This window comes from Streptomyces sp. NPDC051104 (assembly GCF_040682835.1).
Lineage (GTDB): Bacteria > Actinomycetota > Actinomycetes > Streptomycetales > Streptomycetaceae > Streptomyces > Streptomyces cynarae.
Genome location: NZ_JBFBBS010000040.1, coordinates 14,338 through 31,703, shown reverse-complemented (window position 1 = coordinate 31,703; position 17,366 = coordinate 14,338). Strand labels below are relative to the sequence as shown.

The following is a 17,366-nucleotide window of genomic DNA, read 5'->3' as shown; positions in this document are numbered from 1 at the left end:
TTCGAGACCTGCCCCGGATCGCAGCCGTGGCAAGTTGTAGCACCGGTCAGTGACGTACGGCGCGCTCTCGGGCCACGGATGCGCCGGTGGGCGCCGTGGTCCTCACGCGCGGGAGGGCGTCCGGGGAGGCGACGACGGGAAGCACCAGTTCCCACAGGCACCCGAGCCACTGCCTGCTCTCGTCCTCGGACACGCCCATCCACGCCAGCGTCTCGACTCCGCAGACCACCGCGGTGACGAGGGTGCGCGCGGACAGGTCGGGAACGTCGGCGGCCAACTCGCCTTCCTTGCGCGCGGTTTCGAGCAACTTCCCCAGTCGGCCCAGCCACAGCGGGTAGAAGTCCGTGGGGGCCGGGCTCCCGGCCGTCCGCTCCCGCGCGATCCGCACGCCGGCCTTGATGAAGGGGTCCGAGCGCAGCATGGCGCCCAGTGTGTGGACGGCGTCCACAAGGACCTGGAGACAGGGCTTCTCCGCGGAGGCCAAGTCCGTGAGCATTGCCTCAAGGACGTCCTGGCCGCGTTTCTGCACGGCGTCCGCGAGGTCGTCCTTGGTCGGGAAGTGGAAGAACAGCGCCCCCTTGGTGACACCGGCGGCCCGGCTCACACCGCCGAGCGTCGCCTTGACGAAGCCGTGGAGTGCGAACTGCTCGGCCGCCGCGACGATCAGCTTCTCCAGCGTACGTTCCGATCGCTCTTGCTTCGCCATCGGTTGGTCCCCCCTACGTCGGAGCGGCAGGACACATCCCCCAGAGTCCACCGCCTGCACCGCCGGGCCCGTCCCCGCCCTCGCGGTACTCGACAGACGGGCACGGCTCTCCCGCCTGCGGCACCAGATTAGAAACCGGCCGAACAACTTGTCAACGAAAGCCGGTCGACTGGCTTGTGAAACGAAAGAGCGACCGCAACGGCAGCCGGGTGCGCTTGAGCGCCGCATCGGGGTTGCATGTCCCTCGGGCCGAAGTGCCTTCATGGCCGGGTAGTTGTAGACGTACTGCCGGTCGGTTCCCCGCTTTCGGTGGCGCTGGATGCGCCACCGAGGAAGTCGAGGCCCTCGTCGATGTGCGTGATCAGTGTTTTCTCCTCCGACAGCCGCATGCCGACGGTGGAGAGGACCTCCGACACTTCGGGAAGCAGTGCTTCCGTGTGAGCGCGGGTGCCCGAGACCAGGATGACGAGGTGAGTCGGCGGCGGGAATCGCACCCGCCGCCGCTCGCAGAGTGAAGTAGGCCGCCGACGAGGTGCCCGTGGTTCGGGTCCTTTTTCCGACGGCCCCTTCCCGAACGGTACGGGCCAGTTTCCCGGCATACCGCTCTCCAGTGATCATTTCCGAGTAGTGGCTGTTCCCCGTCCCGCGTGGATTTCCTGATGGCAGTGTTCGCAGACCACGAGGGTCTTGCGTTTACGCATGGCCATCAGGCGTACCCATTGTGGCCGTTCCGGCCGTCCCGGTTTGTTGAGATCGGCGAGTTTGCGGACGTGGTGGACTTGCAGTCCGTCCCGTCCCTCGCACATCTCACATTGCCCTGCCAGGAGCCGGTGAATCAGCTCGTTGCGCTTGGCAGTGGCCATGACGGGCTGGCGGTCGGTGAGGACGGCTTTGCGCTGTCGCTTGAGCGGGATCCCGCCGAAGCGGGCGACCAGTGGTTTCTTCCCCTTCTCACGTTGCACCGTGACCTGGAAGCACGTCCGCCGGCCGTCAGGAGTATCGACGGTCGCTTTGTACTTGCGGGCCATCTTCGTGACGGTCGACTTGTGCTTGCTGGCCAGGGTCTTGAGCATCGAGGTCTCCATGACCCAGCGCAACGGTCCCAGGCGTGAAACGTCCTGGGCGAGAAGGTAGTACTGGACGAACCCGCGATACTCGGAGCCGTACTTCGCGACGATCGTGAAGTCCTCGTCGTGAAGCAGCGGGCCGCGCAACGCGGGCTTTCCTCCACTCATGTAGCGGGCGCATCTGTCCCGGATGACGTCCCTGGGCACGAACAGGCCGATGGCGCCGTTGACCGCCCGGCGATTCCGGGTGATCTTCGTGTCGGCATGCTGTGCCCTGATCTCGTAGCCGAGGAAGCGCGCCGCCTGGCTGGTGGCGTGCGTGATCAGGGTTTTGGGCTCGGACAGTTCCAGCTTGAGCTCGTCACGCAGGAACGTTCTGATCCTTGTCTTGATCTCGACGGCCTCGCTTTTGGGACCGGCGAACCCGAGCAGGAAGTCGTCGCAATACCGAACGTATCGGAGACGCCGATACCCGGGATCGTGGGGGTCTTGACTCGGCAGGGAACGGCGCTCGCGTCGCAGCGCCCGCACCGCTTCCCGGTCACCGTGTCGCCTGGCCCTCGCGATCCGGTTTTCGACGATCTCATACGCACGGTGGGTGCGTCGTCGTCTGCCTCGGTTGTAATCCGGAAAGAGTTGCTGTTCAACGAACTGATCGAACTGGTCCAGATAGATATTGGACAAGATCGGTGAAGCAACACCGCCTTGCGGTGCTCCGCTGAGCGTGTCGTTCCACTGCCAGTCCTCCAAATACCCGGCCTTGAGCATCCGGTCGATCAGTTGCAGGAACCGGCCGTCGTGGATCCTCTCCGCCAACGTTGAAAGCATGACACTGTGGTCAAGGCTCCCGAAGCAGTCGGAGATGTCCCCCTCGATCATCCAGTGTGTTCCCTTCCATACCGACACCACCTCATCAAGCGCGGTGTGGCAGCCCCGTTTGGGGCGGAAACCGTGTGAGCGGTCGGAGAACTGGACGTCGTAGTACGCCTCAAGGAGCATGCGCACTACTTCCGCGACCAATTTATCCGACCACGGGGGCATCCCCAAAGGGCGCTTCCCGTTCTTCTTCGGGATATACACCCTTCTGGCCGGGGACCATCGATAGGACTCCGCACGCAGAGCCGTGATGATCCTGTCAATCTTGGCCAGGGACATACCGTCCACGGTCTCCTGGGTGACCCCGGGCGTCATCGCGCCCTTGTTGGCGTAGATGCGACCGTAGGCCAGCAGGAATAACTCCCTGTTGAACAGCTGCCGATACAGCCTTTCCAGCGGCAGGCCACGCCTGCCGCGCTCCCGGATGACGCCCAGGACGGTTTCAGCACTCTGCATTTTCGCATCCCTCCCCGTCTGAACATCCTGACTACCTGTGCCCCTTCGCCCTCATTCCGGCTTTCCCGGACTTCGCGGCCGGTCGTTACTCCGGCGACTACTATGGGCACTCCGTCGCCATAGGGCTCGCGCCCCGTAGGCGATCCCGTGGTACGTCTTCGATGTACGTATCGAGCACGACGTAGGCCGCCCACTCATCCCCTTGACCGCCCTCGTTGGGCGGCGCCCTGCGCCATGGAGGTTGCCCGGTCTCACGGTTCACGCCCGGACATGGCGCAAGCGTCGATTACAGGCGTTGTTTCGACGGTGCGTCACTTTCACTCTGGGAATTGGGCTTCAAGCAATCCAGCTTTGACCGTATCGTGCGAGTCTTGCGGCACGACGTCCTGAACGCCTCCGGCACGTCCATCGCTTTCCCGGCATGCTATGGTCCCCTCTCGCTTTCGCGTTCAGGTAAGCCGGGTGACCCAAGAACCTCCCTCCAAGTTCGTCCCGACTGCGTCGGGGATACATCGAAGCGCCTCACGGCGCACACCGTGCGGGAGCCTCTCGGCTCACACGGCTCCCATCGCCCAGCCGTCAGGCTTGAGACCGAACCGCCAGTGGGCGAAGAGGTTCGGGTACCGGCGGGCGGTGCCCGCCAGCAGTTCCTTCGCTTTTCGCTCCCGGCGGTGGAGCCGTTTGTACTTCCGGCAAGCCCAGCGCACCAGATACTCGTTGAGGCGCCGGAGGAGGGGATACAACATGGACTTGTAGAAGCGCCCGTAATAGTTGACCCACCCTTGCACGACGCTGTTGAACATCCGTGCAAGGTCGTTGAGGGACTTGTCACTGCGGGCGGCAATGTGCCAGGAGCGGATCTCCTTGCCCATCGCCTTGATCGCGTCCTTGCTGACCGCGGGCAGGAAGTTCACGAAGTGCTTCCCGTACCGGTTCTTGGCCAGCCTCGGCCGGAAGGTGTACCCGAGGAACGTGAACGACGTGTGCTCATACGAGCCGCGCCGGTCCGCGTCTTTGCAGTACACCACACGCGTCTTGTCCGGATGCAATTCCAGGCCGACCTGCGCCAATCTCGCAGCAAGCGCGTCCCGTACTCTGCGGGCCTGATACTCGCTGCGGCAGTGAATCACCGCATCATCGCAGTACCGCTCGAACGTGACCTGCGGGAATTCCCGCACCAGCCACATGTCGAACGCATAGTGGAGATACAGATTCGCCAGCACAGGCGAGATCGCCGACCCCTGGGGAGTCCCGCGTTCCCGTTGCTGCACCGTGCCGTCCGGCTTCGCCAGCGGGGCCACCAGCCACCGCCTGACGTAGAGCAGGACCCACTTCCCATCGGCGTCGACGTGCCGTTCGACGGCCCTGAGCATCAGCTCGTGGTCCACGCTGTCGAAGAACGCCCGGATGTCGAGATCGACCACCCAGTTGCTCCTCCAGCAGCGCCGCCGGCATGTCTCCACCGCATCCAGCGCGGACCGCCTGGGCCGGTAGCCGTAGGAGTCCGGATGGAACACAGGCTCCACCCGTCGCTCCAGATACATCGCGGCCACCGTCTGGGCGATCCGGTCAGCCACCGTGGGCACCCCGAGAACGCGGACACCTTTCCCGCCCGCTTTCGGGATCTCCACGGCCTTCACCGCCGGAGGGAAGTACGAGCCAGACGAGAGCCGATTCCACAGCTTGTACAGATTCCCCTTGAGATTCTGTTCGAACTGCTCGATCGAAACACCGTCCACCCCGGGTGCACCCTGATTGGCTTTGACCCTCAGATACGCCTCCCACACCATCGACTTTGGAATGTAGAACGACTTGGTCTCGGCCTGCGGCCTTGATCCGTTCACCTGGCTCCTCCCGGACACACCGGTTGACCACCAAACAAGATCAGGACGACCCGCCCCCTTCGCTCCGTCCCCATTACAGGGACTTCATCACTACTACGAGACGGTCCGTCCCCCTGCCACGCATCGGTACTCAGCCCCTTGCAGTTTCAGCTGCTTGGAGTTCTCCCTTGACACCAACTAGACTCCAGCAAAGCCCAGTCAGCAGCATCGCGGCGAGGGGTTCCCACGTTCCGCACTGGCGCCTGTCGCCGAGCTCGCGCCACCTTCATGCCGGGCCGCCACCTGGCCAGGAATACAGGAACCCGCCAGACTCATCCCGGGGCAACAACTGGACCCCGATTTCGGCAACCACTCATACGCTTACGACACTTCAGCAGTGGTTCACTCGCGTTCGCCTTCTCGGCACCCACCTGACGCATCTCGTGCGCCTTTTCCGCAGTGCTCATCACCCCGGCTCATTCACCGGAGCAACCTGCGGTGGTTTGGGACCTCCCCCTGCGTGGGCGATCCCGGAGGGCCTACCTCCATCACCAGTGCAGCACCACGTCAAGAGCTTCCGTCTACATCAGAACCTCCTGTTGTGTTCGTGGCGCACAGTCGTCCGCGTACCGGATCAGCCGGTAGTTGGCCAACCCCTTCTGGCGCCGGGTGAACCGTCGCTTCGGGCTGGTCTGCGGTCCGCCCTCGATCTTGGTGAAGTGCTCGTCCAGGACCGAGAGGGCCACGTTGGCCAGCATTGGCGAGGCCACGCCCCCAACGCAATGGGCAACTTCTGCTTCGAGGTGACGCTCGGTTATCGGCGGTTGGAACTGCTTCCTCGCGCTGAGAGTAGGGATCGTCACGGTGGGTAGTATTTTTGTGACATGGTGCGTCGTGATCGCGTTGATGGCGTCGAGTACGCACGGCGGGTCAATGCCGCCGCTGACCTGGTCGAGGCAGGTGTGCCCATCGCCGCTGCCGCTCACACGATGGCCAGCAGGTATGGCGTGTCGGTACGCCAGGCACGCCGGTATGTGGAGCAGGCCATGGCCACTGGGCGGATTCAAGTTCCCGAAACGAGCGTGGTGTTCACCGTCAAGCTGCCGGGATCACTGGCAGGGCAGGTACGCGCCCATGCGCGCGAGATGGACGCCACGATCTCGGCGGTGGTGGCCCGAGCACTGGTCGAGTTCCTCGACCGGGGCGCCCCTGAGGGGCGCGCGGGCCGATGAAGGCCCGGCTGCTGGAGTCGGAGTACGTCTTCGACCGGCACGTGGATGCGGATTTGTCCGCGGCCTACGCGGTGCTGGTGCCCCAGCGCCGGGCCCGGGTGCGCGGCGGCAGGGACGAGGGAGGGCCGAGTGGTGACCAGTGCAGCGATCTACGCCCGGGTGTCGTCGGCCCGGCAGAAGAAGGACCAGACGATCGGCTCGCAGACCGCCGCGCTGCGCGCGCACGCCGCCGGGCTGCATCTTGAACTGCCCGAGGAGTGGGTCTTCGAGGACGAGGGACACTCCGGCGCCACCCTGGTGCGCCCTGCCCTGGAACGGCTGCGGGACCTGATCGCCACCGGATGCGTGGATGTGGTGCTGTGCTACAGCCCGGACCGGCTGGCCCGCAAGTTCGCCTACCAGGCCCTGCTGATCGAGGAGTTCGCCCGTTCCGGCTGCCGGGTGGAGTTCGTCAAGGGCCCGCGCGGCGACAGCCCCGAGGACCAGCTACTGATCCAGTTTCAGGGCATGTTCGCCGAGTACGAGAAGGCCCAGCTGATGGAACGCTACCGACGCGGCAAGACCTACCGGGCCCGCACCGGCTCGGTCAACGTGCTCGGTGGCGCCCCGTTCGGCTACCGCTATCTGCGCAAAACCCCTGACCACGGCGCGACTTACGAGATCGTCGAGCACGAGGCGGCGCTGGTGGCCGAGCTGTTTCGCCGGTACGTCGACGAGGGCGCCTCGATCGCCGAGTTGACCCGCTGGCTCACCAGTACCGGCACCCCGACCCGCACCGGCAAGGCCCGGTGGGACCGCAGCGTCGTGTGGGGCATGCTCCGCAACCCTGCCTACATGGGGTCGGCCGTCTTCGGCAAGACGATGATCGTCCACGAGTCACCCGGTCTGAACCGCGTCGCCCGTCTCGGGGGCCGCTCGACCCCACGCGCCGTCAAGGCCGTCGACCGTCCCCGCGAGGAGTGGATCGAAATCCCAGTCCCCGCGATCATCAGCCGTGCCACGTTCGAACGCGCAGCTCAGCGCCTGGCCGACAACAAGAAGTACGCCTCCCGCAACAGCAAGGTCCCCTCCCTGCTCCAGGGCCTGGCCGCCTGCGCCGGCTGCGGATACGGCTACTACCGCACCTCGACCCGCACCAAGCACCGGAAGATCTACTACTACCGGTGCCTGGGCTCCGACGACTACCGCTACGAAGGCGGCCGCATCTGCCCCAACAAGCCCGTCCGCGCCGACTACCTCGACGCTGTCGTCTGGGAGCACATCACCACTCTCCTCTCCGACCCGCACCTGATCCGCACCGAGATCGACAAGCGCCTGGAGCGGGCCCGCACCTCCGACCCCGCCCTACGCCAACGCGCCCGCCTCGAGCTGGCCCTGGCCAAGGCCACCACCGCCATCACCCGCATGATCGAGGCCTTCCAGGAACAGCTGATCACCATCGACGAACTGCGCACCCGGATGCCCGACCTGCGCTCCCGCGAGTCCAACCTCCGCGGCCAACTCGATGCTCTTGAAGGCCAGCTCGCCGACCGCGACGCCTACCTCAAACTCGCCGACGACCTGGAAGGCTTCCTCGCCCAGCTCCGCACCAGCGCCGCCACAGCCGAGGTCCCCGAGCGCCAGCGCGTCCTGCGGCTTCTGGTCAAAGACGTCCTCATCGGCCCGGAAAAGATCACGATCCGACACCGCATCCCCGTCCGCGAACGGGCCACAGAGGGTGATCGACACCACGACTCCACCGATACAGAGGGTGACACGCGCCTGAGTTATCCATTGCGTTGGGGGCGTGAGGATGCCGCCTTGGGGTGTGCCGGTGTTCGTGTCCCTGGTCTCGCCATCGGTGGACATGATGCCCGCCTTCAGAAACGCCTTGATCAGGGCGAGAACCCGCTTGTCTCCGACTCGTCGGCATAGGGTGTAGATCGGCTTGAGGGCGGCGTGACCAGGCGCGCTCGGGTGGCCGAGCGATCGAGATCAGGGTCCGGGGTGCCGGCGCATGTCCAGGAAGCGGCGCAGCCGCACGCCGGAGTCGACGGCCTGGGCGACGAAGACGCGCTCGGAGCAGGCCCGGGTCATCGCTGTCGCGACCGTGGTGTCTCAGATGTCGCCCATGACGAGACCCTCGATGGTGTGCTTCTGCGTCACGGGCACCAGTTCGTTCACTATGGGGCAGTCGAGGTGCTCCCGCACGCGCTCCGGCAGCGAGTCCCAGAAGGCCCGGGTGACGGCGGTGTCGTGCCGGTCACCGTTGTTCGCCTCCGGGCCGTCGACGCCCAGGACCAGGACGGGCCGGGGCTTCGAGGATTCGTTCTTGGTGCCACGGTGGATGGTCAGCGCGGTGCGGCAGGAGATGTCCCCGCGCTTGGGGTACTTGCGCACCGCGAGCTCCCCGTAGCGGCCGTGGTGCGACTTGGGCGGGAACATGCCGTGCTCGAACTCAGGGCTGTCGTCCCACTGAGTGCCCGGTGCGATCTCGAAGGGGCCCATGTCCTCGGCGGTGTCCACACCGGTCACGTTGAAGGCGAGCGAGGTGAGGCGACGCTCGCGCCGGGTCTCCTCGGGCATGGGGAAGTCACGGTGCCACGGCTGGTTGACCGCGCCCTCCAGTGGAACGTCGAAGCCGAGTTCCACGATGCGGTAGTCCGGTCCGAGCACTGCGGTGCACAGCGACCGCACCCAGGGATGGTCGACCAGTTCCACGAAGCCCCGAAGCTGCTCGGGGTGGATCTCGACGTAGTAGCGGTTCGGTCCGCGCCCCACGGCGCCGTCCGGCCGGCTCAGCGCCTCGGCGAAGGCCCTGTCGATGTCCTCGCGAAGCCGGTCCGCCCACTCCGGAGTGAACGCGCCCCTCCGTGCGGTGATGCCGTCGGTGTGGAGAGCCGCCACGTCGGCCGACACGTCGATGTCCAACTCGGCCGGGGAAACACCGGGATATGACTGCATGGCTATGTATTCCTCCATGGGCTGCGAAAGCTCTGCCACGGCTTTGCGGCGGTTTCTTCGCGTTCAGCGGCGAACTCGCGCTCGGCGCGTTCCACATGACACACCAATACCGGCTGCACGTCCCCGAGGACCTGGGGCCTCTCGTTCGGACCATGCCGGGCTCGCGGGGCCCGGTGCCGCACCTCGCGGTGTTGTCGTCGGTTGCCATGGCGCCCTCCTCCGCCTTGCGATGCACGGCACCGGGCCCCGCTCCCTGATCCGGCCTGATCCAAACGAAAGACCCTAGCCGTCGTCGGTTCCGACGGCATCGAGGACGCCCGGTACGCGCATTCGCTGCTGACCACCGTGGCGCCCGACAGGAAGCAGATCGCCGAGCGCGCCCTGCACTGCCTGGCGCTGCCGGGTCGCCGCGATGATGCTGAGCGCCTGAGAGCTTTGCCGTCCGCCGTGGCGCCACGCAGGTGCCGGGGGTGGAAGGACCCCCACCGGCACCGTACGAGGTGACCTGTCAGGAGCCCAGGCTCAGCAGGGCGAAGACGCCACCGACCACCGGGCGGGCCTGGAAGCCGTTCTGGGTTTTCGTCATGGTGTCGTACCAGTCGGTGAACGGCGCGCGGGAAGGCGAGGTGTGCGCGAACTGGTAAAGGGAGGAGACCAACAGGTCGCTGACCGGGTGGTCGTGCAGCCACGCGGCCGTCCACATCTCCCAGTCGCCCTTGGTGTAGCTGTGCCGCACGTCCATGGGGATGCCGAACTGGTTGGCCTGCGACAGGTACCAGTCGCCCTCCTTCTGGGCCACCTCGCGTGGCACAAGGTTCAGACCGAGCAGCACGTCGGGGTAGCCGTTGTACTTCAGGCTCCAGGTGCCGGGCTGGTCGTAGGCGAGCTTGAGATGGTCCTTGCCGGTGTCCTGAGCCTTGTCCACCCACTGGCCGATGTAGTCGCGGGCGATGCCGGCGTAGTGGTCGGCGTCGGAGGAGTTGCCTGCCGCGGTCGCGATCTTCCCCATGGCGCCGATGGCCAGGATGCCCTTCAGGGCGAGGTTCGCGCTGTGGGCGATGAAGCCGGTGAAGTCGTCGGTCTGGTTCTGGTAGCCCGGGTCGAGTGCGTTGTCGACCAGGTAGTCGGCCCACTGCTTGAGGATCGTGTAGTGGGCGGTGGCGAAAGCACGGGCCGTGGCGGAGCTGCTGCGCGCCAGGTAGGCGGCGGTCATCAGTAGCATGTTGGCCGACTCCTCGACCGGCATGTCCTCCTCGTTGCCGTCGTTGTGCCCGGTCGCGTTGGGGTAGCTGGAGCCGAGGTCGTGCTCGGCGAACTTCTTGGGCCAGCCGCCGTTCTCCGGGTAGTCGAAGAGCGGTTCCAGGATCAGGCCGAGGTACTGCGGGTCCAGGTAGAGGAACACCGGCATCGCGGGGTAGGTCACGTCGATGGTCGAGACGTTGCCGTCGGAGGAGATCTCCTTCAGGAACGCCCAGGGCTTGCCCTTCCGGCTGACCAGTTCGGTACCCGCGTACGCCTGCCGCAGCGAAAGCGCGCACAGCGCGGCGTACTTGGCGCCGCCCGCGGCCGTCGCCTCCTTGCGCACCTTGTGGTCCAGGGCCGCGGTGCGCTTCTGCGCCGCGGTCGCGTCGGAGTGGAAGAACGCGGCCATGTCCTGCCAGCTCGACCAGTACGACTTCCACAGCGGCGGCAGCTGCTCGCCGAGGTAGCTGACGGCGGGCTCGCGGACGTGGCCTACCGACAGGAGTGCGCTGGCGGAGTCGTGGACGCTGCCGAGGTCGAAGCGGAAGGCGAAGACCGGCCAGCCGTCGTTGATGGGGCGCGGCTGGCGGGTGTCGGCGGAGTTGGCCAGCGCCTTACCCTCCAGGGCGGTGGCGCGCACGGCGGAGTCCGAGCCGATCTGCCAGCTCAGCCCGGAGCGGTTGGTGGCGCTCCACACGAGGGTGCCCCAGGCTGCCATGTCGCCGTTCTCCTTGAGCACTCCGGGGCTGTCGGGAGTGAAGGAAAGGGAGGTCGCCGTCGTGCCGCCTGAGCCGGACAGCTGCTCCTGGGACCAGCGGATCTTCGTCCCGGAGTCGCCGGAGGCCCATTCGCCGGAGATGTCGAAGTACAGCGCGACGTCGTGTGCCTTGTCGTCCAGGCTGCGCACGTCCGCGGCGATGTACGACAGCGGCATCGACTGGCGGCGCAGGTCGCCGGGCTCGACCGGGGAGAGGAAGGTCAGGGTCAGCTCCGCGCCGCCGGCCTCGAAGACGAACTGCGAGCGGGTCGCGGTGAGCGTCAGCGAGCGCTGCACCGCGCCGCGGTTGAGCGGGTGGTCGGGCACGCTCGGCGCGCCCAGGAACAGGTAGTTGGTGCCGTCGACCCGGATGACGCCGGTCATGGCGGTGGTGTGGCCCGTCCAGAACGACGCCCAGTGGCCGGCCGGCAGGTCGGCGTTCAGCCACGTGCTCAGGTAGGGCGAGCGGACGGCCAGCGGGACGGCCGGGGGCCGGATCGGGTCGAAGGCCGGAGCCGCCGGGCTGAGGGAGCGGCCGCCGGAGGATGCCGGGGCGGCCGTCTCCTGCGCTGGCAGGGAAGCGGCCTGCGCGCTCTGCGCGAAGCCCGGCAGCAGACCGGCGCCGGCCATGCCGAGGCCGGCCACGCCGGTCCACCGCATCAGGCCGCGGCGGCTGAGCCCTCCGGCGGGGGCGCCGGAGCCGACCGGCGAATCGGGGGTGTTCGACTCGTTGGCGGGCTGGCCGGCGTTGTCGTTTCTCGGGGTCATTCGGTTCTCCTGAGGAGCCGCTCGGGGCAAGCGGTGAAGGGCGGGAAGTCGCGCGAGGGCTGACAGGCGCGTCGATCTGCCGGAAGGAGCCATGGGGGGACGCGCGGAGGCCCGGCATCGACCACCACACGGCACACATCGAAGGCTGTTCCTACAACGATGGAAAACTGAAGCAGGACGATGACAGCACAGCCGTGATGTCATGTCCACCCTTCGGATTCAACGTGTTTCCCAAAGGTTTCAGACCCCTCCCAAGTCGGTTCGATCCTTCGAACAGACCCTCCTGGCCTGTGTATTTGTGAAGGGCAAGGCGCCTTACTGACGGACTGGGGGCGGCGTGAGAGTCGCAATCCGCACAGCTCCCCACGGACTTACGCGTCCGCTGCGCAAGCCGGTTGCGATGAAGGCCGTCTGATGTCTTGACAGCTTTCGGGGCTGTCGTCCACTGTGCCTCTACATCGTTGTACGAACCCGTCAGGCCAGGTCGCCCACGAGCCCGCCCGGCCGGTTTCCTCTTCGCTCTTCAGCCAGAGCTCCGCATGCCCAGACTTTTTCGACGAGGATGTGATCGGCGCATGTACGCCTCCCTCCGGTCCAAGGCCGTTTCCACCGCCGTACTGACCGCCAGCCTGTGCCTGGCCGCGACCGCCTGCACGAAGTCCGGCAACGACTCGCCCACGTCCGGCGCCGGCGCGAGTGCCGCCAACAACACCGCGGCCGCCCAGCAGCTCGCGACCCCGACCGACTCCGCCGGCGGCCCGGGCTGCACGTACCAGAGGTACGGCGGCCGTGTCCCCAAGCTCGACATCACCGACGGCAAGACCGTGGTCGGCTTCTCGCAGTCGGAGTCGACCAGCAACCCCTTCAGAGCCACCGAGACCAAGAGCATCGAGGCCCAGGCCAAGCAGTTGGGCGTCAAGCTCATCGAGCGCAACGCCAACGCCGACGTCAACGCGCAGAACTCGCAGATCGAGGACATGATCGCCCAGGGCGCCAAGGTCCTCATCGTGGCCCCGGAGAACTCCGACGGCCTTGGCCCGGCGCTGGCCCAGGCCAAGGCCAAGAAGATCCCGGTGCTCACCATCGACCGCTCCGTCTCCGGCACCGCCTGCACCGACTTCATCGCCTTCGCCGGCTCGAACTTCTACGGCCAGGCGCAGATAGCCGCCGACGACCTGGCGAAGGCCACCGGCAGCAGCGCGCACGTGGCGATCCTGACCGGCAGCCCCGGCAACAACGTCACCACCGACCGGACCAAGGGCTTCGAGGACCAGGTCAAGGCCAAGTACCCGAAGATGAGGATCGTGGCCTCCCAGACCGGCAACTTCGCCCAGACCGACGGCCAGAAGGTAATGGAGCAGCTGCTCCAGGCGCACTCCGACATCAACGCCGTCTACGCCGAGAACGACGAGATGGCCCTCGGCGCAATCCAGGCGATCAAGTCCGCCGGGAAGACCCCCGGCAAGGACGTGAAGATCGTCACCATCGACGGCATCTCGCAGATGGTCCAGAACGTCGCCGCCGGCCAGGCCGTCGCCGACATCGAGACCAACCCGCGGTTCGGTCCCCTCGCCTTCAAGTCGCTGCAGGACTTCTACGGCACCACCGGCGTGCAGCCCAAGGTGATCATCAAGGACGGCCACTTCACGCCCGACAACGCCAAGCAGGCACTCTCCCAGGGCCTGGTGTACTGACCGAGCCGCCGGCTCCGGTGGCCGCGGAGGTTCTCCCCCTGCGGCCACCGGACCCGCCGCAACGGCTGCCGCGCCGCTCCGGCGCACCCGGCAGTCCCGTATGAGGAGGAAGACGTGGTCCAGCAGGACCTCGATACCCCCGGCGACTCCGTCCTGGAAGTCGCCGGGGTGAACAAGAGCTTCGCCGGCGTGCACGCGCTGCGCGACGTGGACTTCGCCCTGCGTCCCGCCGAGGTGCACGCGCTCATCGGCGAGAACGGCGCGGGCAAGTCCACCCTGATCAAAGTGATGACCGGAGTCTACCGACCCGACTCCGGCACGGTACGGCTGGCCGGCCGCTCACGCGACTTCCGCAACCCGCTGGAGGCCCAGGCGGTCGGGATCTCCACCATCTACCAGGAGGTCAACCTCGTCCCCCTGATGTCGGTCGCGCGCAACCTGTACCTCGGCCGTGAACCGCGCCGCTTCGGGCTCGTCGACGTCGCCCGGATGAACCGCGAGGCCACCGAGGTGCTCGGCCGCTACGGCGTGCACGTCGACGTCACCCGCCCGCTGCGCAGCCTGGGCCTGGGTGCGCAGCAGATGGTGGCGCTGGCCCGTGCGGTGCAGATCGACGCACGGGTGGTCATCATGGACGAGCCCACCTCCTCACTGGAACCGCGCGAGGTGGACACCCTCTTCTCGGTCATCCGCGACCTGAAGGAGCAGGGCATCGCGGTGGTCTACGTGAGCCACCGGCTCGACGAGCTCTACGCGATCTGCGACCGGGTCACCGTGATGCGCGACGGCGCGGTCGTGCACACCGGCGCGATCGCCGAACTCCAGCGGCTGCGGCTGGTCTCCCTGATGCTCGGCCGGGAGATGTCCACCGTCCGGGAGAAGGGCACCACGGCCTTCGACGCCGAGCGCCACGACCGCCGGGAAGGCCAACCAGCCCTTCGGGCAACCAATCTGTCGGCCCGTCACCGGCTCCACGATGTCTCGCTCGACATCCACCCCGGCGAGGTCGTGGGCCTCGGCGGCCTGCTCGGGGCCGGTCGCAGCGAGACCGCGAAGGCGATCGTCGGCGCGCTCGCCACCGACGGCGGCACCGTCGAGATCGAGGGGCGGGCGATGCACCGGCGCAGCCCCGCCGCCGCGATCCGGGCCGGCGTGGTGATGCTTGCCGAGGACCGCAAGACCGAGGGCATCATCCCCAACCTGTCGGTGCGCGAGAACATCTCGCTCGCCGCGCTGCCGCGCCTGTCGCGTGCGGGACTCGTCTCGCAGGCCAAGCAGGACGAGATCGTCACGTTCTTCATGAAGCGGCTGCGGATCAAGGCCTCCAGCCCCGATCAGAAGGTCAGCGACCTGTCCGGCGGCAACCAGCAGAAGGTGCTGCTCGCCCGCTGGCTGTGCCTGAACCCCAAGGTGCTGCTGCTCGACGAGCCGACCCGGGGCATCGACGTCGGCGCCAAGGCCGAGGTGCAGGCGCTGATCGACGAACTCGCCGGCGACGGCCTCGGTGTGCTGTTGATCTCCTCCGACCTGGAGGAGCTGGTCGAGGGTTCCGACCGTGTGGTGATCCTCAAGGACGGACACGTCGTCGGACACCTCGCCGACGAGGAGGTCACCGAGGGGGGCCTGCTCGACGCGCTCGCCACCGCGCCCGAGGAGGCGGCCGGCGAAGCCGCCGTGCCTATCTCCGGCGGCGAGGACCCCGTGGCACCGGCTGCCGCAGAACCGGCCGCGCCGTCCGAGCCCGCCCCCGTCAAGGAGAACCAGCGATGACCTCGCTCACGTGGACCGGCCCGGTGGCCGACCGCGCCCGCCTGTTGCGCCTGTTGCAGGAGTACGGCGTCTACGCCGCCCTCGTCGTGCTGTTCTTCGTGGCCGTCGGCATGGACGCGTCGTTCGTCGAGATGAGCAACCTCCGCGTCCAGCTCTTCCAGCTCGCGCCCACGCTCCTCGTGGCGCTCGGGATGGCCCTGGTCATCGGCACCGAGGGCATCGACCTGTCGGTCGGCGCCGTCATCGCACTGGCCGCCTCCGTCATACCGCTGTACGCCGGTTACGGACTGGGCGGAGCACTGCTCGTCGCCCTGCTCCTCGGCGCGGTCTCGGGCGCGGTCGGCGGCGCGATGGTCGCCTTCGCCCGCATCCAGCCCATCGTGGCCACCCTGTCACTGATGATCGGCGTGCGGGGCCTGGCCGAGATCATCAACGGCAACTCCGCCAAGCCCGTCCTTCAGCCCGGCATTCTCGACCTCGGCTCGCGCAACATCGCCGGGCTGCCGGAGATGGCGTGGATCGCCGCGGTGTGCGCGCTGCTCACGGGTCTGCTGGTGCGCCGTACGACCTTCGGCAGGCAGCTGGTGGCCGTAGGGGACAACCGGCAGGCCAGCCGGCTGTCCGGGCTGCCCGTTCGTCGCGTACTGATCACCGTGTACGTGATCTCCGGGGTGCTGGCCGCCCTCGCCGGCGTGCTCATCGTCAGCCACGGCGCCGAGGCCGACCCCGCCAACCAGGGCCTGAACATGGAGCTGAACGCCATCACCGCGGTCGTCGTCGGCGGCACCCCGCTGTCCGGCGGCCGGGTGCGGGTGCTCGGCACCGTCGCCGGAGCCCTGTTCATGCAGCTGATCACCGCGGTGCTCACCCAGCACAACGTGCACACGTCGTACACCCAGATCGTCGAGGCGGCCATCATCTGCTTCGCCGTGTACGCCTCCCTGGAGCGTGGTACCCGATGACCTCCACCGTCCTTACGACCGCACAGCCGGGGGCGGACGCCCCGAGCCCCACCCTCGGCGAGCGGATCGCCCCGCAGATCCAGCGGCGCGGCGCGCTGGCCGTGCTAGTGCTGGTGGTCGCCATCGCCTCCGCGACCTCCGACACCTTCCCGACCTGGTCCAACATCAGCAGCATCCTCGGCAACAACGCGTTCGTGTGGCTGCTGGCCCTCGGCATGACCTTCGTCATCATCACCGGCGGCATCGACCTGTCCGTCGGCTCCATGTACGCGCTCGGCGGAGTGCTCGGGGCCTACGGCTCCACCCACGGCACCTGGCTGGCCGTCCTGGTGCCCCTTGCCGTCGGCGCCGCCTGGGGCACCGTACAGGGACTGCTCGTCGCCCGGGCCCGCATGGCGCCGTTCATCGTCACCCTCGTGGGACTCCTCGGACTGCGCGGCCTGATGCAGGCCATCACTGACGAGGGCGCGACCACCTACCTCGTGCCGCAGCACTCCGCCTTCCGCTCCCTCGGCGCGGGCACCTGGACCCCGGTGCTGATCGTGGCCGTGTTCTTCGCCCTGGGCGCGCTGCTGCTGACCCGCACCCGCTTCGGCGCCACCCTCACCGCGACCGGCGGCAACGAGAACGCGGCACTGCTGCTCGGCCTGCCGGTGGCCCGCGCCAAGGTGCTGGTCTACCTGCTGTCGGGCACCCTGGCCGCGGCGGCCGGCGCACTGGGCGGCGCGCGCCTGGGCTCCGGCGTGACCACCATCGGCATCGGTTACGAGCTGACCGCCATCGCCTCGGTCGTCATCGGCGGCACCCTGCTCACCGGAGGCAGCGGCTCGGTCAGCGGCACCGTCAGCGGCGTGCTGCTGCTCGCGGTCATCCACAACCTCATCGACCACTACTTCTCGCAGTACGGCTCCGCCTTCACCGACACCGTCAACGGTGCCTTCCTCGCCGTGGTAGTTCTGATGCAGACCCTTCTCAGCCGCACCCAGCAGCTCGAATGAGCACCCGCCGCCGTGCCTGACGCACCTGCACGGCCGCCCAGCAGACGGCCGAGACCCCTCCACCCCTGAGAA

Annotated in this window: 12 protein-coding genes and 1 pseudogene; 7 read left to right on the top strand and 6 right to left on the bottom strand. The window is 67.4% G+C overall.

Annotation, left to right across the window (positions count from 1 at the left end; genetic code table 11):
- Nucleotides 1-46: 46 nt before the first annotated feature.
- From AB0N14_RS33075 to AB0N14_RS33060, 4 genes are all read right to left on the bottom strand, one after another.
- Nucleotides 47-706 (bottom strand): ScbR family autoregulator-binding transcription factor, encoded by a 660-nt coding sequence (locus AB0N14_RS33075; RefSeq protein ID WP_366029387.1) that lies wholly within the window; start codon nucleotides 704-706, stop codon nucleotides 47-49.
- Nucleotides 707-1,320: 614 nt separating this feature from the next.
- Complete coding sequence (locus tag AB0N14_RS33070; RefSeq protein WP_366029386.1) at nucleotides 1,321-3,105, bottom strand: reverse transcriptase domain-containing protein; 1,785 nt, start codon at nucleotides 3,103-3,105, stop codon at nucleotides 1,321-1,323.
- Between the two features lie 554 nt (nucleotides 3,106-3,659).
- Nucleotides 3,660-4,949, bottom strand: a complete 1,290-nt coding sequence (gene ltrA / locus AB0N14_RS33065; protein WP_366029385.1) for a group II intron reverse transcriptase/maturase — start codon at nucleotides 4,947-4,949, stop codon at nucleotides 3,660-3,662.
- 560 nt (nucleotides 4,950-5,509) lie between these two features.
- Nucleotides 5,510-5,698 carry a hypothetical protein gene (locus AB0N14_RS33060; protein WP_366029384.1) on the bottom strand — a complete coding sequence of 63 codons (189 nt, stop codon included), beginning with the start codon at nucleotides 5,696-5,698 and terminating at the stop codon, nucleotides 5,510-5,512.
- A 114-nt stretch (nucleotides 5,699-5,812) separates the two neighbouring features.
- On the opposite strand from AB0N14_RS33060, the gene AB0N14_RS33055 reads away from it, so the two are divergent.
- A complete protein-coding gene (locus tag AB0N14_RS33055; RefSeq protein ID WP_366029383.1) occupies nucleotides 5,813-6,160 on the top strand; it encodes a hypothetical protein in 348 nt (115 codons plus the stop codon).
- A gap of 132 nt (nucleotides 6,161-6,292) precedes the next feature.
- Nucleotides 6,293-8,074 (top strand): recombinase family protein, encoded by a 1,782-nt coding sequence (locus AB0N14_RS33050; protein ID WP_366029382.1) that lies wholly within the window; start codon nucleotides 6,293-6,295, stop codon nucleotides 8,072-8,074.
- Nucleotides 8,075-8,257: 183 nt separating this feature from the next.
- On the opposite strand, the gene AB0N14_RS33045 is transcribed toward AB0N14_RS33050, so the two are convergent.
- On the bottom strand, nucleotides 8,258-9,103 hold the full coding sequence (locus tag AB0N14_RS33045) for a phytanoyl-CoA dioxygenase family protein (protein WP_366029381.1): 846 nt from the start codon (nucleotides 9,101-9,103) through the stop codon (nucleotides 8,258-8,260).
- A 276-nt stretch (nucleotides 9,104-9,379) separates the two neighbouring features.
- On the opposite strand from AB0N14_RS33045, the pseudogene AB0N14_RS33040 reads away from it, so the two are divergent.
- Nucleotides 9,380-9,496, top strand: a pseudogene (locus AB0N14_RS33040) (LacI family transcriptional regulator); the annotation flags it as partial.
- 115 nt (nucleotides 9,497-9,611) lie between these two features.
- On the opposite strand, the gene AB0N14_RS33035 reads toward AB0N14_RS33040, so the two are convergent.
- Nucleotides 9,612-11,870: a DUF5127 domain-containing protein gene (locus tag AB0N14_RS33035; protein WP_366029380.1), complete on the bottom strand. Its 2,259-nt coding sequence runs from the start codon at nucleotides 11,868-11,870 to the stop codon at nucleotides 9,612-9,614.
- 575 nt (nucleotides 11,871-12,445) lie between these two features.
- Between AB0N14_RS33035 and AB0N14_RS33030 the strand changes: the two genes are divergently transcribed.
- The 4 genes from AB0N14_RS33030 (at nucleotide 12,446) to AB0N14_RS33015 (ending at nucleotide 17,294) form a co-directional block, all read left to right on the top strand.
- The gene (locus tag AB0N14_RS33030; protein WP_366029379.1) at nucleotides 12,446-13,564 is read left to right on the top strand and encodes an ABC transporter substrate-binding protein; all 1,119 of its coding nucleotides are present in this window, start codon (nucleotides 12,446-12,448) and stop codon (nucleotides 13,562-13,564) included.
- A 114-nt stretch (nucleotides 13,565-13,678) separates the two neighbouring features.
- The gene (locus tag AB0N14_RS33025) at nucleotides 13,679-15,334 is read left to right on the top strand and encodes a sugar ABC transporter ATP-binding protein (protein WP_366029378.1); all 1,656 of its coding nucleotides are present in this window, start codon (nucleotides 13,679-13,681) and stop codon (nucleotides 15,332-15,334) included.
- A complete protein-coding gene (locus tag AB0N14_RS33020) occupies nucleotides 15,331-16,296 on the top strand; it encodes an ABC transporter permease (protein WP_366029377.1) in 966 nt (321 codons plus the stop codon). Before AB0N14_RS33025 ends, AB0N14_RS33020 begins: the two co-directional genes overlap by 4 nt.
- On the top strand, nucleotides 16,293-17,294 hold the full coding sequence (locus AB0N14_RS33015) for an ABC transporter permease (protein ID WP_366029376.1): 1,002 nt from the start codon (nucleotides 16,293-16,295) through the stop codon (nucleotides 17,292-17,294). Before AB0N14_RS33020 ends, AB0N14_RS33015 begins: the two co-directional genes overlap by 4 nt.
- Nucleotides 17,295-17,366 lie beyond the last annotated feature (72 nt).

What these genes read in the sequence shown, in the direction of transcription:
- AB0N14_RS33075 (WP_366029387.1), bottom strand. Translation starts at nt 706, where the DNA reads ATGGCGAAGCAAGAGCGATCGGAACGTACGCTGGAGAAGCTGATCGTC.
- AB0N14_RS33070 (WP_366029386.1), bottom strand. Translation starts at nt 3,105, where the DNA reads ATGCAGAGTGCTGAAACCGTCCTGGGCGTCATCCGGGAGCGCGGCAGG.
- AB0N14_RS33055 (WP_366029383.1), top strand. Translation starts at nt 5,813, where the DNA reads ATGGTGCGTCGTGATCGCGTTGATGGCGTCGAGTACGCACGGCGGGTC.
- AB0N14_RS33045 (WP_366029381.1), bottom strand. Translation starts at nt 9,103, where the DNA reads ATGCAGTCATATCCCGGTGTTTCCCCGGCCGAGTTGGACATCGACGTG.
- AB0N14_RS33035 (WP_366029380.1), bottom strand. Translation starts at nt 11,870, where the DNA reads ATGACCCCGAGAAACGACAACGCCGGCCAGCCCGCCAACGAGTCGAAC.
- AB0N14_RS33030 (WP_366029379.1), top strand. Translation starts at nt 12,446, where the DNA reads ATGTACGCCTCCCTCCGGTCCAAGGCCGTTTCCACCGCCGTACTGACC.
- AB0N14_RS33020 (WP_366029377.1), top strand. Translation starts at nt 15,331, where the DNA reads ATGACCTCGCTCACGTGGACCGGCCCGGTGGCCGACCGCGCCCGCCTG.
- AB0N14_RS33015 (WP_366029376.1), top strand. Translation starts at nt 16,293, where the DNA reads ATGACCTCCACCGTCCTTACGACCGCACAGCCGGGGGCGGACGCCCCG.